The organism is Haloactinospora alba (assembly GCF_006717075.1).
GTDB classification, from domain to species: domain Bacteria; phylum Actinomycetota; class Actinomycetes; order Streptosporangiales; family Streptosporangiaceae; genus Haloactinospora; species Haloactinospora alba.
Genome location: NZ_VFQC01000001.1, coordinates 2144361 through 2161844 on the forward strand (window position 1 = coordinate 2144361; position 17484 = coordinate 2161844).

Here is a 17484-nt window from a genome sequence, read left to right on the forward strand (position 1 = left end):
GCTCAGCCGTTCCCGGAGCGGCGCGCCCGCACGGGTGGTGGTTCCCCCTGTCGAGGGCGGCCGTCACGCGAGGTCGGGGATCAGCCCCTCGTCCCCGAGCATGGCACGGACCTCCTCCATGCTGGCGTCCGCGTGCGGCAGGATGAACTGTGAGGGCTCCAGGGACTCCGGCGGCAGCGGCTTCCCGTCACTGCGCACCTTGTCCAGGAGTTCGTGGAGCGCCTGACGAAAGTCCGACTCGTTGCCCGCCTCGATCGCCTGCTCCAACGTGCGGTCCACGTCGTTGAGCAGGTCGAGGTCGGCATCGGAGAGGTCGACCTGGCCCTCCCCCATGATGCGGACGATCATGTGTCCTCCCCTTGACGGTGCGAGCGGGAACTGCTCTGCGTCTGGGCGGAGCCGGAACCACCGTTCTCGAGCTGCGGGGTGGAATCACCGCTGCCCTGGCCCACCTCGCGCTTCATCTGCTCGAGCTCCAGTTCGACGCCGCTGCTACTGGCCATGTTGTCGAGCTCGGACTGGATGTCGTCCTTCGAGGAGGAACCGGTCACATCGTCCAACGCACCGGACTCCAGGAGTTCGTCCACCGCACCGGCCCGCGCCTGCATGTCCGAGGTCTTGTCCTCGGCCCGCTGCACCGCCATGCCGACGTCGCCCATCTCCTCGGAGATTCCGGAGAACGCCTCGCTGATCTGCGTCTGTGCCTGGGCGGCGGTGTAGTTGGCCTTGATCGTCTCCTTACGGGTGCGGAAGGAGTCGACCTTGGCCTGCAGCCGTTGCGCGGCCAGACTCAACTTCTGTTCTTCGCCCTGCAACTGTTCGTGCTGCTGGCGCAGGTCGTCCATCTGGGACTGCAGTCCGGAGCGGCGGGTGAGCGCCTCGCGGGCGAGGTCCTCCCGCTCCTGCTGAAGAGCCTGCCGACTCTGGTTCTGCAGTTTGTCCGACTGCTGTTCCAGCTGCTGGATCTGCATCTCGACCCGTTTACGGGAGGTGGCGACGTCCGCCACACCCCGCCGGACCTTCTGCAGAAGCTCCAGTTGCTTCTGATACGAGTAGTCGAGGCTCTCCCTCGGATCCTCGACGGAGTCCAGGGCTTTGTTGGCCTTGGACTTGAAAACCATGGAAAGTCGCTGAAACACGCTCATCGGCGTGGCCGTCCCCTTCTCGGTCCGTAATCGGCTGTTCCCGGCGGGCGCTGCATCCACCCTACGTGCTATGGCGAGTCGTCGCCATGAACCCTGATGCGGCAACAGCCTCTATCCTGAGAGACGTGTTCCGACGTCGCGTTACTTCTTCCGCCAACGAACCGGCTGCCGCCGGCTCCAACAGTGCCGGGGCCAGTGCCGCCGAGTCCGCCAAGGGCTACACCCCGAAGAAAGGGGAGCCCACCCCCAAGCGCAAAGAGGCCGAGCAGGACCTGCGCCGACCGTTGCGCGCCCCGAAAACACGCCGGGAGGCCTACCAGCACTACCGGGCACGGCGCGAACAGGAGCGCCGCGGGCGTGGCGGCCAGCGTTCCGCCGCGCGCGGCGGCGGTGGTGGTGGCGCGCGGGGGGAGGAACGACACTTCCGTCCGCAGGACCACGGCCCGGTGCGCGCCTACGCGCGAGACGTCGTCGACTCGCGGCGCAGCATCAGTGAGTTCTTCCTCTACTTCTCGCTGGCCATAATCGTCCTGCTGTTCCTCCCCGTTCCGGAACTCCAGCTGGCGGTCACCTACATCGTCTGGCCGTTGATGATGGTGGGGATCGTGACCGAGGGGATCTACGTCGGGAACAGGATCAAGAAGGACGCCCGCCAACACCTTCCCGGCGAGGACGGCCTGCGCGGGGTCGGCATGTATGCCGCGATGCGTCAGCTGCAGATCCGCAAGCTCCGGCTCCCCAAACCCCGGGTGAGCGTGGGTGACACTCCCGTACCCAAACGCGGGTGAACCGGCCGGGCCACGGTTGGCAACGGCCCGGCCGCTGGAGAGCGGGTGGCAGCGCCGGGGCCGCCGGTGCCCATACCGGCGGTGAGCCAGCACGTCCTTCCGGTGGGAAACCGGCGTTGACGGGCGGTCCACAGCGACCCCCGCGCGCCGCCGGCCTCCGCGGTCCGGTCGTCAGAGAGGGTCGCTGAGACTCATCGAGTACACGTCCCGTTCCCCGTCGACCAGGATCGCGCGTTCCGCCCCGGCTGCCGCGATCTCCTGCCAGTTCTCTCCGAGCCACGTCTCCGCGTCACCGCGCGAGGAGAACGCCTCCTCCGAGAACCACTCGTCGGTGAGCGCTTCTCCCTCAGCCGTCTCACAACGCCAACTCCACGCCACGCCGTCCCGCCTTTCCACTACGGTTGCCTTCGCTGGCCGAATGTGTCGAGCGTAACGGCGAAAGCAACCATCTATGTTGTTAACTGGCTTACGTGCGAATACGACTCTCCGGGACGTCCGGCCCGGCCGGATGGCCCGCCCCCAACTGCCCCTGCGCCTCGTGCAACCGCGCCACCGACAACCGTCGCCTCCCGGCGCGGGTGACGGTGGACGGCGCGTTCACCCTGCGCGCTCCCGGTGCGGGAACGCTCACCGCCGGCCAGGTCCCCGCGGGCTACACGGTGACAACGACGCCGTACGGAACCCGGGTGGAGGGACCGGGCGGGGAGAGCCTGCTCTACGCCTGTCCGGAGGCTCCGGCGGATCCGCCCACCACGGCCGGGGGGCACGCGCCCGTCCCGCCACCGCAACAGGTCGACCTCGCCCTGGTGGACGTCGTGGAGTCACCGCGCAGCGTGGGGGCGCTGCGCCGCGCCGGTGTCGTGGGAACGACGACCGCGGTGGCGGCGCTCGGCGGTGACCACCGGCTCCACTCCCCCGCCGAGTTCGAACGGCGGGCCCGGTTGTGGGGGACCTTCGCCCCCTCGGACGGCCAGGAGCTGCCGTGCCCCCCGGCCGCGTGGCCGCCGTCCCGGATCCGCGGCCCGCACCGCGCGCTCGTCACCGGAGGTGCCCGTTCCGGCAAGTCCGCTGAGGCGGAACGCCGCCTGCTCGCGGAGCCCGAGGTCACCTATATCGCGACCGGCCCCACCGCGGACGGGGACGACGCCTGGCGGGAACGGGTCGAGGCGCACCGGGCGCGCCGCCCCTGGTGGTGGCGCACCGAGGAGACTCTGGACGTGGCGGCGGTACTCCGGCGGGCCAGTGGCGCGGTCCTCCTCGACTGCGTTGGGACGTGGCTCGCCGGTGTGCTGGACGCCTGCGGCATGTGGGACGAGCAGCCGCCCGTGGGGGCCGAGGAAGAGCTGCGGGCCAGGATCGACGAACTGGTGGAGGCGTGGCGGCGCTGCGGCGCCTACGCGATCGCGGTGACCAACGAGGTGGGGTCGGGAGTGGTACCCCCCACCGCCAGCGGCGGTATGTTCCGCGACTACCTGGGGCGGGTCAACCAACGCCTCGCGGCGGAGTCGGAGGACGTGGTCCTGACCGCGGTGGGACGCATCTCGGAGCTGCCGTGAACGGGCTCCGGGAGGCGTTCCGCGACAGCGCGGACGGGCTGCGGATGGCACTGGGCACGTTCACGGTCATCCCGGTGCGGGTCCGACGCGTCGACCGGGGAGTGGCCGGCTGGGCCATGGTGCTGGCCCCTGCCGCGGGGGCGGTGCTCGGCGCGGTCGCCGCGGCGCTCCTGCTGGCGGCTGTGGGTGCCGGACTGTCGGCACCGTTGTCGGCCGCCCTCGTGGTGGGGTGTCTGGCACTGCTCACCCGGGGGCTTCACCTGGACGGGGTGGCCGACCTCGCCGACGGGTTGGGCAGCGCCCGCCCCGCCGGTGAGGCGCTGGACGTGATGAAACGGTCCGACATCGGCCCGTTCGGGGTGGTCACGTTGGTGACGGTCGTTCTCGTCCAGACGCTGGCGCTTGGTCAGGTTGCCGGGGCGTCTCCCCCCGCTGGTGCCGTCAGTGTCCTTCTGGCGGTGCTCACCGGACGTTTGGCGGTCACGTGGGCGTGCACTCCCCGGGTTCCGGCGGCGCGTCCCGAGGGACTCGGAGTGATGGTGGCGGGCACGGTCCCGGTGCGGGGCGCGGCGGTAGCGACCGTGGCGACGCTGGCCGTGGCGTCCCTTGGCACGGTTGTGGGACCGGGGTTCGCTCTCGGGTGCGCGTTGGCCGTCGTGGCGGGTCTGGCGGTCGCGGGGGCGGTGCTGTGGCACGCCCTGCGCCGGTTGGGCGGCGTCACCGGCGACGTCCTGGGGGCGCTCTCCGAGGTGGTGACCACGGTGGTTCTGGTCGGGACCGCCGCTGCGGTCTGACCCGACGGTCGGGGTGCGCCGGGAGACGCGGGACCACGGCCGGTGGGAGCCGGCGCCATCCCGGGTTCCGGCCGGTATGGCCGTCGGCCCACCGCACGGAACCTACGATCCCATCTTTCTGACGTTCTGGCGACAGGTTGCCCGGACGGACCTGGGGTGCGACGGGTTTCCTTCCTACGGTGTTACGCGACACCGCCCGGTTCTCCCCGGGGATCCGCGGGGTCTGCCCTCCCGCGAGGAGTCCCGCCAACCGGACGCCTTCTAGGACAAATCAGACATAGATCTGAAAAATACCCACTGCTGCTACCCCATGCCGAGGAGAGGTTCGTGCACGACACCCCCCGAACACACCACATCGTCTGGGACTGGAACGGCACCCTGTTCGCGGACGCCCCCGTCCTGATCGAGTCCACGATCGAAGCGTTCGCGGCCCTCGGCATGCCGCCCGTGACCGCCGACCTGTACCGGCGCGTGCACACCCAGCCCATACCGGTCTTCTACGAGCGTCTGGCGGGCCGGGCGCTGAGCGAGAGCGAGCACGCCTCCCTGGCCGAGGCGTTCCACACCGCCTACCTCCGACGACGCTCCTCCCTCACCCTGGACGAGGGGGCCCACCACGCCCTGGAGCAGACCGCACGGGCCGGCCTGAGCCAGTCCCTGCTGTCCATGTACCCCCACCACCGGTTGCTCCCCCTGGTCCGGGATTTCGGCATCGAACCGCACTTCACCCGGGTCGAGGGCCAGCGCGGCACCAACACCGAGGGGAAACGGCAGAGCTTGCGGGAGCACCTGCGCACCATCGGGGTGGACGGTTCCCGGTGCCTGGTCATCGGGGACAGCGTCGACGATGCCCGTGCCGCCGCCCATGTGGGGGCGCGCTGTGTGCTCTACGCGAGCGGGCTGCACACGGCCCAGGACCTCGCCCGGACCGGCGCACCGGTCGTGGAGTCGCTCGACGAGGCGCTCACCACCGCCCGCGTCCCGCAGCAGGAAGCGTCGTGAGCGGGGGCGAGACTCGGGCGAAGGCCTCGCCGCGCCCGGCACTCGAGGTCCTGAGGTCCCGCCACGTCCCGCGCCTGCTCTCTGGGTCCCTGATCGGACGGCTCCCCACGGGTATGGCGCCACTCGCCATCCTGACAGCGGTGCGCGCGCACGACGGGGACTACCAGCTGGCGGGCATGCTGAACGGGGTCTACGCGGTGAGCCTGGCCGTGGCCGGCCCGGTACTGGGGCGGGTCATCGACCGCACCCGGCAGGCACCCGTCCTGCTGGCGAGCGCGGTCCTGTCGGCCGTGGGGTTCTGGGCGCTCGCGGCGCTCGATCCGGTGGCCAACACCACCGCGGCGGTCGTCGCCGCGCTGGTGGCGGGAGCCGCCACCCCGCAGCTCGAGCCGTGCCTGCGTGTGCTGTGGGAGGACGTCCTGTCCAGCGAGCGGGACGTGCGCGCGGCGTTCTCCCTGGACGCGGGGACGCAGGAGCTCATCTTCGTGTTCGGCCCACTGGCGGTCATGGGAGCGAGTGCCCTGGGCGGGGCCGACTCGGGGCTGACAGCGGCAGCCGTGATCGGTCTGGTGGGCACGGTGTGGTTCGCGACGGCGCGTCCCGCTCGCGTGTGGCGCGGCAGCGCGCAGCATCGGCACTGGGCGGGCCCGCTGCGGTCCTCCGTCATGGTGCGGCTGTTCCTCGTGCTGCTCGGGGTCGGTGGGACGATCGGGGCGTTCACCGTCGGCATCACCGGCTACGCCGAGGAACAGGGCTCCGCCGGGGCGGCGGGGTGGTTGATCGCCGCGAACGCGTTCGGAGCGCTGGTCGCCGGTATCGCCTACACTGCGGTTCCCGCCTCCCGGGACGAGGGTGGGCGGTTCCGCCTGCTCGCGGTCCTGTTCACCGCTGGTTACACGCCGCTGTTGCTGCTTCCCGGGGTTCCGCTGATGGCACCGTTGGCGTTCCTCAGCGGCTGCGCCCTGCCGGCCGTGCTGGCCTCGGCCTTCGCGCTGGTGGCTCGCCTCGCCCCGCACGGCACCGTCACGGAGGCCCACGCGTGGATGATTACCTCGTTCGGGGTGGGCAACGCGGTCGGCTCGGCCGTGGCTGGGGTCGCGACCGATACCGTGTCGGCGCGGGCGGCGTTGGGGACTGCCGTGTGCTTCGCCGCTGGAGCGGCAGGGATGACGGCCGTGACCCTCCTCCGCCCGGCGGGTGAGGACTCCGCTACCGGACGGTGAGAGCGGTGTGTTCGTTTCTGCTTCCGTTGTAAGCAACGCCACATTTCTTCACACGATGAGGCGCCACGACGGCAACCGGCACAGCAAAGAGGACCAAAAACCTGACCGAGCATGATGTTCACCCGACAATTCCACAGAAAACATCCCATATTTTTCCAATGGATCAACTACCCCGATCATTGCGAGTCGTGGTAGGCACGCCGGGCTCCCGGTGCCCAGCGGGATGCCACAAGAGCTAGCATCGGTTTCGTGAGCACGCCGTTGTCAGTTACCACCAGTCCTGCATCCCCCGACTCCGTCGAGGCCGACGCCGTCGTCGTCGGCTACCACTCGGGGTCCGACGGCCCCCAACCAGCCTCCGGCGCCCGTGCCGTGGACGCCGCCTTTCCCGGCGGCCTCGCCCGGCACCTGTCCCTGATGGGGGCCAGTGGGGCGTTGGAGGAGACCCACAACGTCCCCTCGCTGGGGGCGACAACCGCCCCCGTCGTCATCGCTGTCGGCCTGGGCGAGACTCCCGGAGACGCCAGCACGGTCGACACCGACACGCTCTCGCGGGCGGCGGGTGCCGCCCTGCGGAGCTGCGGTTCCCAGCACCGGGTCGCGCTCGCCCTGCCCGCTGACACAGCCGAGCTCGCCGGTGCCACGGCGCTGGGTGCCCTGCTGGGGTGCTACTCCTTCACCCGTTACCGCACCGACGAGGAGTCCACCACCGCGGGAACCAGCGAGCTCCTCGTCCTCAGCTCCGCCAGCGGGGCGCAGGGCGCTCTCGACCGCGCCCGGACCCTCGCCGGTTCGGTGGGGCTCGCACGCGACCTCGTGAACACGGCGCCGGCCGACCTCGTCCCCGAGGACCTCGCCGGTGTCGCGGAGGAGGTCGCCCGCGACAGCGGATTGCAGTTCGAGGTGCTGGACGAGCAGCAGCTCGCCGAGGGCGGCTACGGCGGTCTGGTCGGTGTGGGCCAGGGGTCGGTGAACCCGCCGCGCATGGTGCGGCTCTCCTACACCCACCCGGACGCCACCTCGACCCTCGCCTTCGTCGGCAAGGGCATCACCTTCGACAGCGGCGGCCTGTCGTTGAAGCCCGCCGGGTCCATGGACTGGATGAAGTCCGACATGGGTGGCGCGGCCACCGTCCTGGCCGCCATGCAGGCCATAGCGGAGCTGCGGCCCCGGGTCAATGTCGTCGCCTACCTCGCGCTCGCCGAGAACATGCCCAGTGGCAGCGCGCAGCGTCCCTCCGACGTCCTCACGATCTACGGCGGCACCACGGTCGAGGTACTCAACACCGACGCCGAGGGTCGTCTCGTCATGGCCGACGCGCTGGTGCGGGCACGCGAGGACGAGCCCGCGCTGATCGTCGATGTCGCCACCCTGACGGGCGCTCAGCTCGTCGCCCTGGGAACGCGCGTTTTCGGGATCATGGCCAACGACGATGCGACCCGGGACAGTGTCGTCACCGCCGCGGAGCAGGCCGACGAGGCGGCGTGGCCGATGCCGCTGCCGGCGGAGCTGCGCAGCGGGCTGGAGTCGTCGGTCGCCGACATCGCCAACGTTCCCGGGGAACGGTGGGGCGGAATGCTGGCCGCGGGCGTCTTCCTCAAGGAGTTCGTCGCCGAGGACACACGCTGGGCGCACCTCGACATCGCCGGCCCCGCGTTCAACCAGGGAGAGCCGTTCGGTTACACCCCGAAGGGCGGAACCGGCTGTGCGACGCGCACCCTGGTGCGCCTGGCCGAGAACCACGCGCAGAACTGAATAGAAGGGTGGTTCGGACGGGCCCCACCCGGCCATGCCACTGGCACGACAAAACGCATCACACCATCCACAACAAGGAGTGTCCTTCCCGTGAGTGAGAGCGGCGGCACCTTCGACCTCGTGATCCTGGGCGCCGGAAGCGGCGGCTATGCGGCGGCGCTACGCGCGGCCGAACTGGACATGAGCGTCGCCCTGATCGAGAAAGACAAGCTCGGCGGCACCTGCCTGCACTACGGTTGCATCCCCACCAAGGCGCTCTTGCACTCCGGCGAGGTCGCCGATTCCACCCGCGACAGCGAGAACTTCGGTGTCAAGGCCAGTTTCGACGGCATCGACATGGCAGGCGTGCACAAGTACAAGAACAAGGTGATCAACGGCCTGCACAAGGGCCTCACCGGACTGATCAAGTCCCGCAACATCACGGTTGTCGAGGGTGAGGGCAAGGTCACCGGCACTGACGAGATCACCGTTGGCAACACGGCCTACAAGGGCCGCAACATCCTGCTCGCGAGCGGTTCCAAGCCCAAGACGCTGGGTGTCGACATCGACGGCGAGAAGACGATCACCAGCGAGGAGGCGCTGAAGCTCGAGCACGTCCCGAGCTCGGTCGTGATCCTGGGCGGTGGCATCATCGGCGTGGAGTTCGCCAGCGTCTACCGCTCCTTCGGTGCCGAGGTCACCATCGTCGAGGCGCTGGACCACCTCGTCCCCTCCGAGGACGAGGACAGCTCCAAGCTGCTGGAGCGCGCGTTCCGCAAACGCGGCATCAAGTACGAGCTGGGCACGCCCTTCGAGAGCGTGAAGACCACCGAGTCCGGCGTCAGTGTCACTCTGCAGGGCGGCAAGACGATCGACGCCGAGCTGCTGCACGTCGCCGTAGGGCGCGGCCCGGTCTCCGACGGGTTGGGCTACGAGGACGTCGGCGTCCGGATGGAGCGGGGCTTCGTCAAGGTGGACGAGAACCTGCACACCGGCGTCGGCAACATCTACGCGCTCGGTGACCTGATCGAGACGTGGCAGCTCGCGCACGTCGGTTTCGCCGAGGGCATCTTCGTCGCCGAGCGGATCGCCGGCCTCAACCCGCCGGCGATCGACTACGACGGTGTCCCGCGTATCACCTACTGCGACCCCGAGGTCGCCTCCGTCGGCCTGACCGCCAAGGTGGCGCGGGAACGCGGTTACGACATCGTGGAGAAGAACTACAACCTGGGCGGGAACGGCAAGAGCCAGATCCTGCAGACGCAGGGGGCTGTCAAGGTTGTGGCCGAGAAGGACGGCCCTGTTCTCGGGGTACACATGGTGGGCGCCCGCGTGGGCGAGCTGACCACCGAGGGCCAGCTCATCTACAACTGGGAAGCGCTCCCCGCAGAGGTCGCACAGCTCATCCACCCGCACCCGACACAGTCCGAGGCGTTGGGCGAGGCGCACCTCGCCCTGGCCGGAAAACCACTGCACGACCACGACTAACACGGCGATCGGGGCGGGCCACAGGGCCCGCCCCCTGCCTTTCCGCGCCTAGCACGTTCAGCTAAGAGGAACCATGCCGACTTCCGTACCAATGCCCGAGCTGGGTGAAAGCGTCACCGAGGGAACCGTCACCCAGTGGCTCAAACAGGTGGGCGACACCGTCGAGACCGACGAGCCGCTTCTCGAGGTCGCTACCGACAAGGTCGACACCGAGATCCCCTCGCCGACCTCGGGCGTGCTGACCAGGATTCTCGTCTCCGAGGACGAGACGGTCGAGGTCGGCGCCGAGATCGCGGTGATCGGCGGGGAGGACGAGGCCGCGGGTGGTGAGGAGAGCGCGTCACCGGCCAAGGACGCGCAGCCCGAACCCGAGCCCCAGCCGGAACCCCAGACCGCGGGCGCCCCGACGTCCGCACCCGAGGAGCAGGCGGCTCCCGCCGCTTCCGCTCCGGAGCCGGAACCGACACCCGCCCCCTCCGCCGAGACGTCCACGGACCGCGAGGAGACCGCTCCCCCGGTCGACGTGGGAACCGTCAGCGGTGCCAACCAGGCGGACGGGACCGACGCCGTCACGGAGACGTACGTGACCCCGCTCGTGCGTAAGCTCGCCGCGGAGGAGAACGTCGACCTGAGCACGGTACGCGGCACCGGGGTCGGTGGCCGCATCCGCAAACAGGACGTCCAGGAAGCGGCGCGCAAGCAGCGGGAACGTTCCACCGCACCCGCCGCCGCTCCTGCCTCCCCCGCCGCTTCCACCCCGGCACAGCAGCGCCCGGCCACCGCGGCCGACACGAGCATGCGCGGGCGTACTGAGCAGATGTCGAAGCTGCGCCAGTCCATCGCCGAGCAGATGGCCGACTCACTGCGGATCTCCGCCGAGATCACCCAGGTCGTCGAGGTCGACGTCACCAACATCGCGCGGCTCCTCGAACGCGCCGGGGACCAGTTCGAGGCGCGCGAGGGCGCGGAGTTGGGCTTCTTCCCGTTCTTCGCGCTGGCGACCGTCGAGGCGCTGAAGACCCACCCGAAGCTGAACGCGGTCATCGACAGCTCCAGCTACGAGGTCACCTACCACAGTGTCGAGCACCTCGGAATCTCCGTGGACACCGAGGGCGGGTTGCTGATCCCGGTCGTGAAGGACGCGGGCGACCTGAACCTGGGTGGCGTGGCACGCAAGGTCTCCGACCTCACCCAGCGTGCGCACACCGGGGCTCTCAACCCCGAGGAGCTCAGCGGGGGAACGTTCACCCTGACCGACACCGGGAGCGTCGGTGGGTTGCTCGAGACCCCGATCATCACGCAGCCCCAGGTGGGCATCCTCAGCACCGGAGCTGTCGTGAAACGGCCCGTGGTGGTGGATGATCCCGAGCTGGGAGAGGTCATCGCGGTCCGGTCGATGGTGTACCTGTCGCTCACCCACGACCACCGCCTGATCGACAGCGCGGACGCGGGCCGCTTCCTGCAGGCCGTCCGTGAGCGGCTGGAGGAGGGCGCGTTCGACGCGGACCTCGGCCTGGCGTAACCGCAGCGACCGACGGAGAGTAAGCGGGGCGGTACCGGTCGGTACCGCCCCGCTTTTCACCCCACCATTCACCATCCCCTGGTGATCCCCATCACCAAAGGTCCACACGGGCGGACGATCCTCTCGCGATGGCAGACACGCGTGGTTGTGGCCTCTCACCACATGCCACGGAGAGTTCCTCCACCCGCACACACAGTACGACCCCGCCAGCACCTCGCGCAGGGGTTTTCACCAAATTCCAACCCGGTTTTCACGCGCCCGGCCGGACGAGCGGCGCCGCTCCCCGGCGTTGGCCGCGGACCCGGCCGGTGACGTGCGCTGTTTCGGGCAGCCGGGAAACGCGCACCCCGGAGGGGTTCCGGGAACCCGGAGCGGCCGCCGGGAACGCCAGGCCTCCGGACTTCACCCTCCACCGGCCCGGCCGCGAGCCGCCGGATGGCACCCGCAGGCGGCTGAACTCCGACGGGCGGGCCCCTGCGACGGGATGCGGCCTCCGCCCGGGGTACGGATGATTCCGGCGGTATCGGGTAGCCACGGGGGTATGCGAGTCGCTATCACAGGAGCTTCCGGACTGATCGGGACGGCGTTGGGCCGCTCCCTGACCGAGGACGGGCACGAGGTGCTGCGCCTGGTGCGGCGCAGTCCGCACGACATGGCCGAGGTGGAGTGGGACCCGTCGGGGGGCGAGGTCGACACCGCGCGGTTGGACGGTGTGGACGCTGTCGTCCACCTGGCGGGCGCGCCGCTCGGTCCCGCCAGGTGGACCGCGGAGTACAAGCGGCGGATCCGGGACAGCCGGATCATGGGCACCCGCACTCTCGCCACGGCGCTCGCCGCCATGGAGAACCCTCCGGCGCACCTGTTGTCGGGGTCCGCTGTCGGGTTCTACGGCGACACCGGCTCGGACACGGCCACCGAGCACAGTCCGCCCGGCAGCGGGTTCCTCGCCGGCGTGGTACGCGAGTGGGAGGCCGCGACCGAGCCGGCCGAGCGGGCGGGCGTTCCCGTCACCCACCTGCGCACCGGCATCGTGCTCGCCCGCTCCGGTGGCATGCTGGGGACGGTGCTCCCGCTGTTCCGGTTGGGACTGGGCGGGAAGCTCGGCAACGGTCGCCAGTTCGTGAGCTGGATCTCGCTGCGCGACGAGGTGGCAGCGATCAGGTTCCTGCTGGGGCGCGGCGACATCACCGGCCCGGTCAACCTCTGCGCCCCCGGTGCGGTCAGTAACGCCGCCTACACCCGGGCCGTCGCCAAGGCGGTGCGGCGCCCCGCCGTGTTCACCGTTCCGGCGTTCGCGATGCGCGCGGCACTGGGCGGCTTCGCGGACGAGGCCGCTCTGGTGAGCCAGCGGGTGACGCCGCAACGTCTGCTCGACTCCGGTTTCTCGTTCCACCACTCCGACGTCCGCACCGCGGTCTCCGACATCGTCGGTGGCGGGAGCGGCCCCTGACCGGCGGCACGGCCCGGGCGGCGGACAGGGCACATCCCCGTTCCGGGCGGCCGGGACCCGAACGTGCCCTATCCGACATCGCCCGCGGAGAGCCCGGGGCATAAGGTGGGATGTGTGAGTGAGCTCGTTTACGCCTGGATCGGCGACGCCCCCGTCCCCTACGACCAGGGGTGGGAACTGCAGAAGCGCGTGCACGCGAGACGCGTCGCCGACGAGATCCCCGATACGGCCCTTCTCCTGGAGCACGAGCCGGTGTACACCGCGGGTAAGCGCACCGGGAAATGGGACCGCCCGCTGACCGATCCCGGAGCCCCCATCTACGACATCGACCGTGGCGGCAAGATCACCTGGCACGGTCCTGGGCAGCTCACCGTGTACCCGATCGTGCGGCTCCCGGACCCGATCGACGTCATCGCCTACGTCCGGATGCAGGAGGAGGCGATCATTCGCGTCCTCGCCGAGTACGGGCTGAGCGGCAAACGCGTCGAGGGGCGCACGGGAGTGTGGTTGGACGCCGATCCCGCGCGGGGCCTGATCGAACGCAAGGTGGCCGCTATCGGTTGCCGGATCTCCCGCGGGGTGGGCATGCACGGGTTCGCACTGAACTGCGACAATGATTTGTCCTGGTTTGACCGTATCGTTCCGTGCGGGATCGCCGATGCCGGCGTCACTTCGCTCTCGCACGAGCTGGGACGCGACGTCACGGTGGCCGAGGTGCTCGCCAGCACCGAGCGCCACCTCGCGGACGTGCTCGACGCGCCCAGCTACAGCCACACACATGGCATCGACGAGACCGAGGGCCTCGTCGGCGCCTGACCCCGAATCGAGCACGATCCCCACAAGGGATGAGGAAAGGAAGGGGCCCGCGTTGACCGTCGCTCCTGAGGGCCGCAAGCTGCTGCGGATCGAGGCCCGCAACAGCGAGACCCCGATCGAGAGAAAACCGTCCTGGATCAAGACCAAGGCGAAGATGGGTCCGGAATACACCCAACTCAACTCGCTCGTGAAGCGCGAGGGCCTGAACACGGTCTGCCAGGAGGCCGGCTGCCCGAACATCTACGAATGCTGGGAGGATCGCGAAGCCACCTTCCTCATCGGCGGTGACCAGTGCACCCGCCGGTGCGACTTCTGCCAGATCGCGTCCGGCAAACCCACCCCGCTGGACCGGCTCGAACCGACCAAGGTCGCCGACTCGGTCCGCAAGATGGAACTGCGCTACGCCACGGTGACCGGGGTCGCCCGGGACGACCTCGAGGACGGCGGCGCCTGGTTGTACGCGGAGACGGTCCGCAAGATCCACGAGTTCAACCCGGGCACGGGCGTAGAGCTGCTGATCCCGGACTTCGACTCCAAGGACGACCAGCTCGCCGAGGTGTTCGGCTCGCGGCCCGAGGTACTGGCCCACAATGTCGAGACGGTTCCCCGGATCTTCAAACGGATCCGGCCCGCCTTCCGCTACGAGCGTTCCCTGGAGGTCATCACCAAGGCCCGTAACGACGGTCTGGTGACCAAGTCCAACCTGATCCTGGGTATGGGCGAGGAACGCCACGAGATCAGCGAGGCGATGCGCGACCTGCACGAGGCCGGCTGCGACCTGCTGACCATCACCCAGTACCTGCGGCCGTCCAAGCTGCACCACCCGATCCACCGGTGGGTCAAGCCCGAGGAGTTCGTGGAACTGTCCAACGAGGCCGAGGAGATCGGTTTCTCCGGCGTCATGTCGGGCCCGTTGGTACGCTCCTCCTACCGTGCCGGCAGGCTGTACAAGCAGGCCATGGAGAAGCGCGAGGCGCAGGCGGCCACCGAGGCGTGACCCGACGGGGCCGTGCCGACCGGCGCGGTGCTCCGCCCGAGACAGCGGATCGTACCGCCGTTTCGCGTGCACGGCCCCGCTGGACATATCCTGGGTGACATGGCGAAGCAGCCCAAAGACAGCAAGACGGCCCAGACCGCTACAGAGTCCAAGCAAGGCAAGAGCGGTTCGCAGCAACCAGGCCGGTTCAAGCAGATCGGCATGGTCGCGCGGGTTGTGCACAAACAGAGCCCGCGCAGCATACCGACCGCCGTCGGGATCGCTCTCGCGGTGCTGGTCCTCTCCATCGTGGGCGGCTTCCTCACCGGGTGGTGGCTGTACTGGATCACCCTGGGAGTTCCGATCGCGTTCCTCGCCGGGTTCGTCTACTTCTCGCGTGTGGCGCAGAAGACCCAGTACGCCATGCTGGACGGCCAGCTCGGCGCGGGGATGGCCATCCTGGACAACCTGCGTGGGGACTGGACCGTGGAGTCGGGGGTCTCCGCCAACCGGCAGATGGACGTCGTGCACCGCGCGGTCGGGCGCCCCGGCATCGTCCTCGTCGGCGAGGGGGACCCCAACCGGCTGAAGGGACTGCTCGCGACGGAGAAGAAGCGCGTGTCCCGCGTCGCCCACAGCGCCCCGATCTATGACCTGCAGGTCGGCAACGGCTCGGGGCAGGTTCCGGTCTCCCGCCTGCAGCGCCACCTGATGAAGCTGCCGCGGAACCTGAAGAAGGGCGAGGTCGGCGAGCTGCGCAACCGGCTCAACGCCATGCCCGCGTCCATGCAGATGCCCAAGGGCCCGATGCCCAAGGGCGCGAAGATGCCCAAGGGTCCGAAACCGCAGAAGAACTGACCTCCGGTACCGCCTCCGGTTACCGACGGGCTCAGAACCGCCTGGTGACGGTTCCCGCGGCACGGTCGTGCAGCCCGCGCTGGTCGTCGTCGCTGATCAGCGCGGGAACGAACAGACACAGCAGCACAGTGCGCACCAGCATCGCCACGGGCCAGGGCAGTGCCCGCTCCCCTGTCATCGCGACGTCCACGCCGGCGACGCGTTTCCCCGGTGTCGTTCCGAACAGGATCAGGAACGCGATGGTGAGCACCGCGAACACGACGAGCGCGGCACCGGAGGCTCCGGTCGGGTCGAGTCCCAGCAGACCGAGTGTGATCGCCAGGCTGAGCAGCCAGTCCAGCAGCACACCAGCTGCCCGGCGCCCCATCCCCGGAACCGCGCCGGACCCCTCGGACGGCATGCCCAACCGCTCTCCCGCGTAGTACGCGCCGGTCTCCCCGGTACGACCTCCGTTACCCATGCGTCCAACGGTAGCGGACCCGGTAGGCTCTCCCGCCTGCCGCCCGGAAACACCCGCATCCCGCCCTCCTCTCGTCCCAGCAGGTCATAGACGTAACACGGGGGAAACATCCGGGACATGGCGCGGAAACGGCCCTGCTGTAGGTTGAGTTACGTGGCCGATGGGCCCGGACGAACCCGGTCGCCAACGGCGGTGAACGGCTAGCCGCGGCCTTGCGAGATCTGCACGGAGGTAGGTTTGTTCAACAGCGCCGATGAGGCCCTCGCTTTCATCCGCGACGAGGACGTGAAGTTCCTCGACATCCGGTTCACCGACCTGTTCGGCGGCGTCAACCACGTAACGCTGCCCACCGAGGGCGTCGACGAGAAGACGTTCACCGAGGGCCAGTCGTTCGACGGCTCGTCGGTCCGCGGTTTCCAGACCATCAACGAGTCCGACATGATGCTGCTGCCGGACCTGAGCACCGCCTACGTGGACCCGTTCCGCGAGTACAAGACGCTGAACATGACGTTCTTCGTCCACGACCCGATCACGCTGGAGTCCTACAGCCGCGACCCGCGTAACATCGCCCGCAAGGCGGAGGCGTTCCTCGCCGGTACCGGCATCGCCGACACCGCCTTCTTCGGCCCGGAGGCCGAGTTCTACATCTTCGACGACGTCCGGTTCGAGACGCGGCCGAACACGGGCTACTACGAGATCGACTCGGCCGGCGGCGCGTGGAACACCGGAAGCACGCGCGACGGCGGCAACCTGGGGTACCGTCCGCGTTACAAGGGTGGCTACTTCGCTGTGGAGCCGGTCGACCACTACAGCGACCTGCGCTCCCGGATGGTGCGCCACCTCATCGACGCCGGGCTCGACGTGGAGCTGCAGCACCACGAGGTCGGGACCGCGGGCCAGGCCGAGATCGGAATCAAGTTCGGGACGCTGCTGGCCGAGGCCGACCGGATACAGCTCTACAAGTACGTGGTGAAGAACGTGGCCAACGCCGCCGGCAAGACGGTCACGTTCATGCCCAAGCCGCTGCACGGCGACAACGGGTCGGGCATGCACTGCCACCAGAGCCTGTTCCAGAACGGCGAACCGCTGTTCTTCGACGAGACGGGCTACGCGCAGCTCTCCGACAGCGCCCGGCACTACATCGGCGGCCTGCTCAAGCACGCCCCGAGCCTGCTGGCGTTCACCAACCCGACGGTGAACTCCTACCACCGGCTCGTTCCCGGCTACGAGGCCCCGATCAACCTCATGTACTCCCAGCGCAACCGGTCGGCCTGCATCCGGATCCCCCTCGCCGGCGCCAGCCCGAAGGCCAAGCGGCTGGAGTTCCGGGTTCCGGACCCCTCCGCCAACCCGTACCTGGCGTTCTCCGCGATGCTGATGGCCGGCATCGACGGCATCAAGAACAAGATCGAACCGCCGGAGCCGCTGGACAAGGACCTCTACGAGCTGCCGCCGGAGGAAGCCACCGGTATCGAGACGGTTCCGGCGTCGCTGGACGAGGCGTTGAACGCGCTGGAGGCCGACCACGAGTTCCTGCTCGAGGGCGGGGTCTTCACGCCGGACGTGATCTCGACCTACATCGACTACAAGCGCACCGAGGAGATCGACTCGCTGCGGCTGCGCCCGCACCCGCGCGAGTTCGAGCTCTACTACGACGTGTGAGCCCATAGCG

17 protein-coding genes are annotated in these 17484 nt (G+C 69.4%); 13 read left to right on the top strand and 4 right to left on the bottom strand.

Annotation, left to right across the window (positions count from 1 at the left end; translation table 11 throughout):
- Window positions 1-63: 63 nt before the first annotated feature.
- Together pspAA and FHX37_RS09640 are read right to left on the bottom strand one after the other, a co-directional pair.
- A complete protein-coding gene (pspAA, locus tag FHX37_RS09635) occupies window positions 64-348 on the bottom strand; it encodes a PspA-associated protein PspAA (RefSeq protein WP_141923606.1) in 285 nt (94 codons plus the stop codon).
- A complete protein-coding gene (locus FHX37_RS09640) occupies window positions 345-1145 on the bottom strand; it encodes a PspA/IM30 family protein (RefSeq protein ID WP_141923607.1) in 801 nt (266 codons plus the stop codon). Before FHX37_RS09640 ends, pspAA begins: the two co-directional genes overlap by 4 nt.
- 125 nt (window positions 1146-1270) lie before the next feature.
- Between FHX37_RS09640 and FHX37_RS09645 the strand changes: the two genes are divergently transcribed.
- Window positions 1271-1933 carry a DUF3043 domain-containing protein gene (locus tag FHX37_RS09645; protein WP_246062219.1) on the top strand — a complete coding sequence of 221 codons (663 nt, stop codon included), beginning with the start codon at window positions 1271-1273 and terminating at the stop codon, window positions 1931-1933.
- A gap of 171 nt (window positions 1934-2104) precedes the next feature.
- Here FHX37_RS09645 and FHX37_RS09650 read toward each other — a convergent pair whose 3' ends face one another.
- On the bottom strand, window positions 2105-2311 hold the full coding sequence (locus FHX37_RS09650; RefSeq protein ID WP_141923609.1) for a hypothetical protein: 207 nt from the start codon (window positions 2309-2311) through the stop codon (window positions 2105-2107).
- 200 nt (window positions 2312-2511) lie between these two features.
- Between FHX37_RS09650 and FHX37_RS09655 the strand changes: the two genes are divergently transcribed.
- The 11 genes from FHX37_RS09655 to FHX37_RS09705 all read left to right on the top strand — a co-directional run bounded on the left by FHX37_RS09655 (window position 2512) and on the right by FHX37_RS09705 (window position 15352).
- A complete protein-coding gene (locus FHX37_RS09655; RefSeq protein ID WP_141925155.1) occupies window positions 2512-3489 on the top strand; it encodes a bifunctional adenosylcobinamide kinase/adenosylcobinamide-phosphate guanylyltransferase in 978 nt (325 codons plus the stop codon).
- 44 nt (window positions 3490-3533) lie between these two features.
- A complete protein-coding gene (locus tag FHX37_RS09660; RefSeq protein ID WP_141925156.1) occupies window positions 3534-4283 on the top strand; it encodes an adenosylcobinamide-GDP ribazoletransferase in 750 nt (249 codons plus the stop codon).
- Between the two features lie 327 nt (window positions 4284-4610).
- Window positions 4611-5285 carry an HAD family hydrolase gene (locus FHX37_RS09665; RefSeq protein ID WP_141923610.1) on the top strand — a complete coding sequence of 225 codons (675 nt, stop codon included), beginning with the start codon at window positions 4611-4613 and terminating at the stop codon, window positions 5283-5285.
- Window positions 5282-6508, top strand: coding sequence for an MFS transporter (locus FHX37_RS09670; RefSeq protein WP_141923611.1), 1227 nt, complete (start codon window positions 5282-5284; stop codon window positions 6506-6508). Before FHX37_RS09665 ends, FHX37_RS09670 begins: the two co-directional genes overlap by 4 nt.
- Window positions 6509-6757: 249 nt before the next feature.
- A complete protein-coding gene (locus tag FHX37_RS09675) occupies window positions 6758-8263 on the top strand; it encodes a leucyl aminopeptidase (RefSeq protein ID WP_141923612.1) in 1506 nt (501 codons plus the stop codon).
- A 90-nt stretch (window positions 8264-8353) separates the two neighbouring features.
- The gene (gene lpdA / locus FHX37_RS09680; protein WP_141923613.1) at window positions 8354-9730 is read left to right on the top strand and encodes a dihydrolipoyl dehydrogenase; all 1377 of its coding nucleotides are present in this window, start codon (window positions 8354-8356) and stop codon (window positions 9728-9730) included.
- 73 nt (window positions 9731-9803) lie between these two features.
- On the top strand, window positions 9804-11252 hold the full coding sequence (sucB, locus tag FHX37_RS09685) for a 2-oxoglutarate dehydrogenase, E2 component, dihydrolipoamide succinyltransferase (protein WP_342777608.1): 1449 nt from the start codon (window positions 9804-9806) through the stop codon (window positions 11250-11252).
- Window positions 11253-11793: 541 nt separating this feature from the next.
- Entirely contained in the window at window positions 11794-12702 is a 909-nt protein-coding gene (locus FHX37_RS09690) for a TIGR01777 family oxidoreductase (protein ID WP_141923614.1), read from the top strand.
- Between the two features lie 114 nt (window positions 12703-12816).
- Entirely contained in the window at window positions 12817-13518 is a 702-nt protein-coding gene (gene lipB / locus FHX37_RS09695; RefSeq protein ID WP_141923615.1) for a lipoyl(octanoyl) transferase LipB, read from the top strand.
- A 52-nt stretch (window positions 13519-13570) separates the two neighbouring features.
- Entirely contained in the window at window positions 13571-14515 is a 945-nt protein-coding gene (lipA, locus tag FHX37_RS09700) for a lipoyl synthase (protein WP_141923616.1), read from the top strand.
- Between the two features lie 99 nt (window positions 14516-14614).
- The gene (locus FHX37_RS09705; RefSeq protein ID WP_141923617.1) at window positions 14615-15352 is read left to right on the top strand and encodes a DUF4191 domain-containing protein; all 738 of its coding nucleotides are present in this window, start codon (window positions 14615-14617) and stop codon (window positions 15350-15352) included.
- 31 nt (window positions 15353-15383) lie between these two features.
- On the opposite strand, the gene FHX37_RS09710 is transcribed toward FHX37_RS09705, so the two are convergent.
- Window positions 15384-15812: an RDD family protein gene (locus tag FHX37_RS09710; protein WP_141923618.1), complete on the bottom strand. Its 429-nt coding sequence runs from the start codon at window positions 15810-15812 to the stop codon at window positions 15384-15386.
- A 237-nt stretch (window positions 15813-16049) separates the two neighbouring features.
- On the opposite strand from FHX37_RS09710, the gene glnA reads away from it, so the two are divergent.
- Window positions 16050-17474 carry a type I glutamate--ammonia ligase gene (glnA, locus tag FHX37_RS09715; RefSeq protein WP_141923619.1) on the top strand — a complete coding sequence of 475 codons (1425 nt, stop codon included), beginning with the start codon at window positions 16050-16052 and terminating at the stop codon, window positions 17472-17474.
- Window positions 17475-17484: the final 10 nt, after the last annotated feature.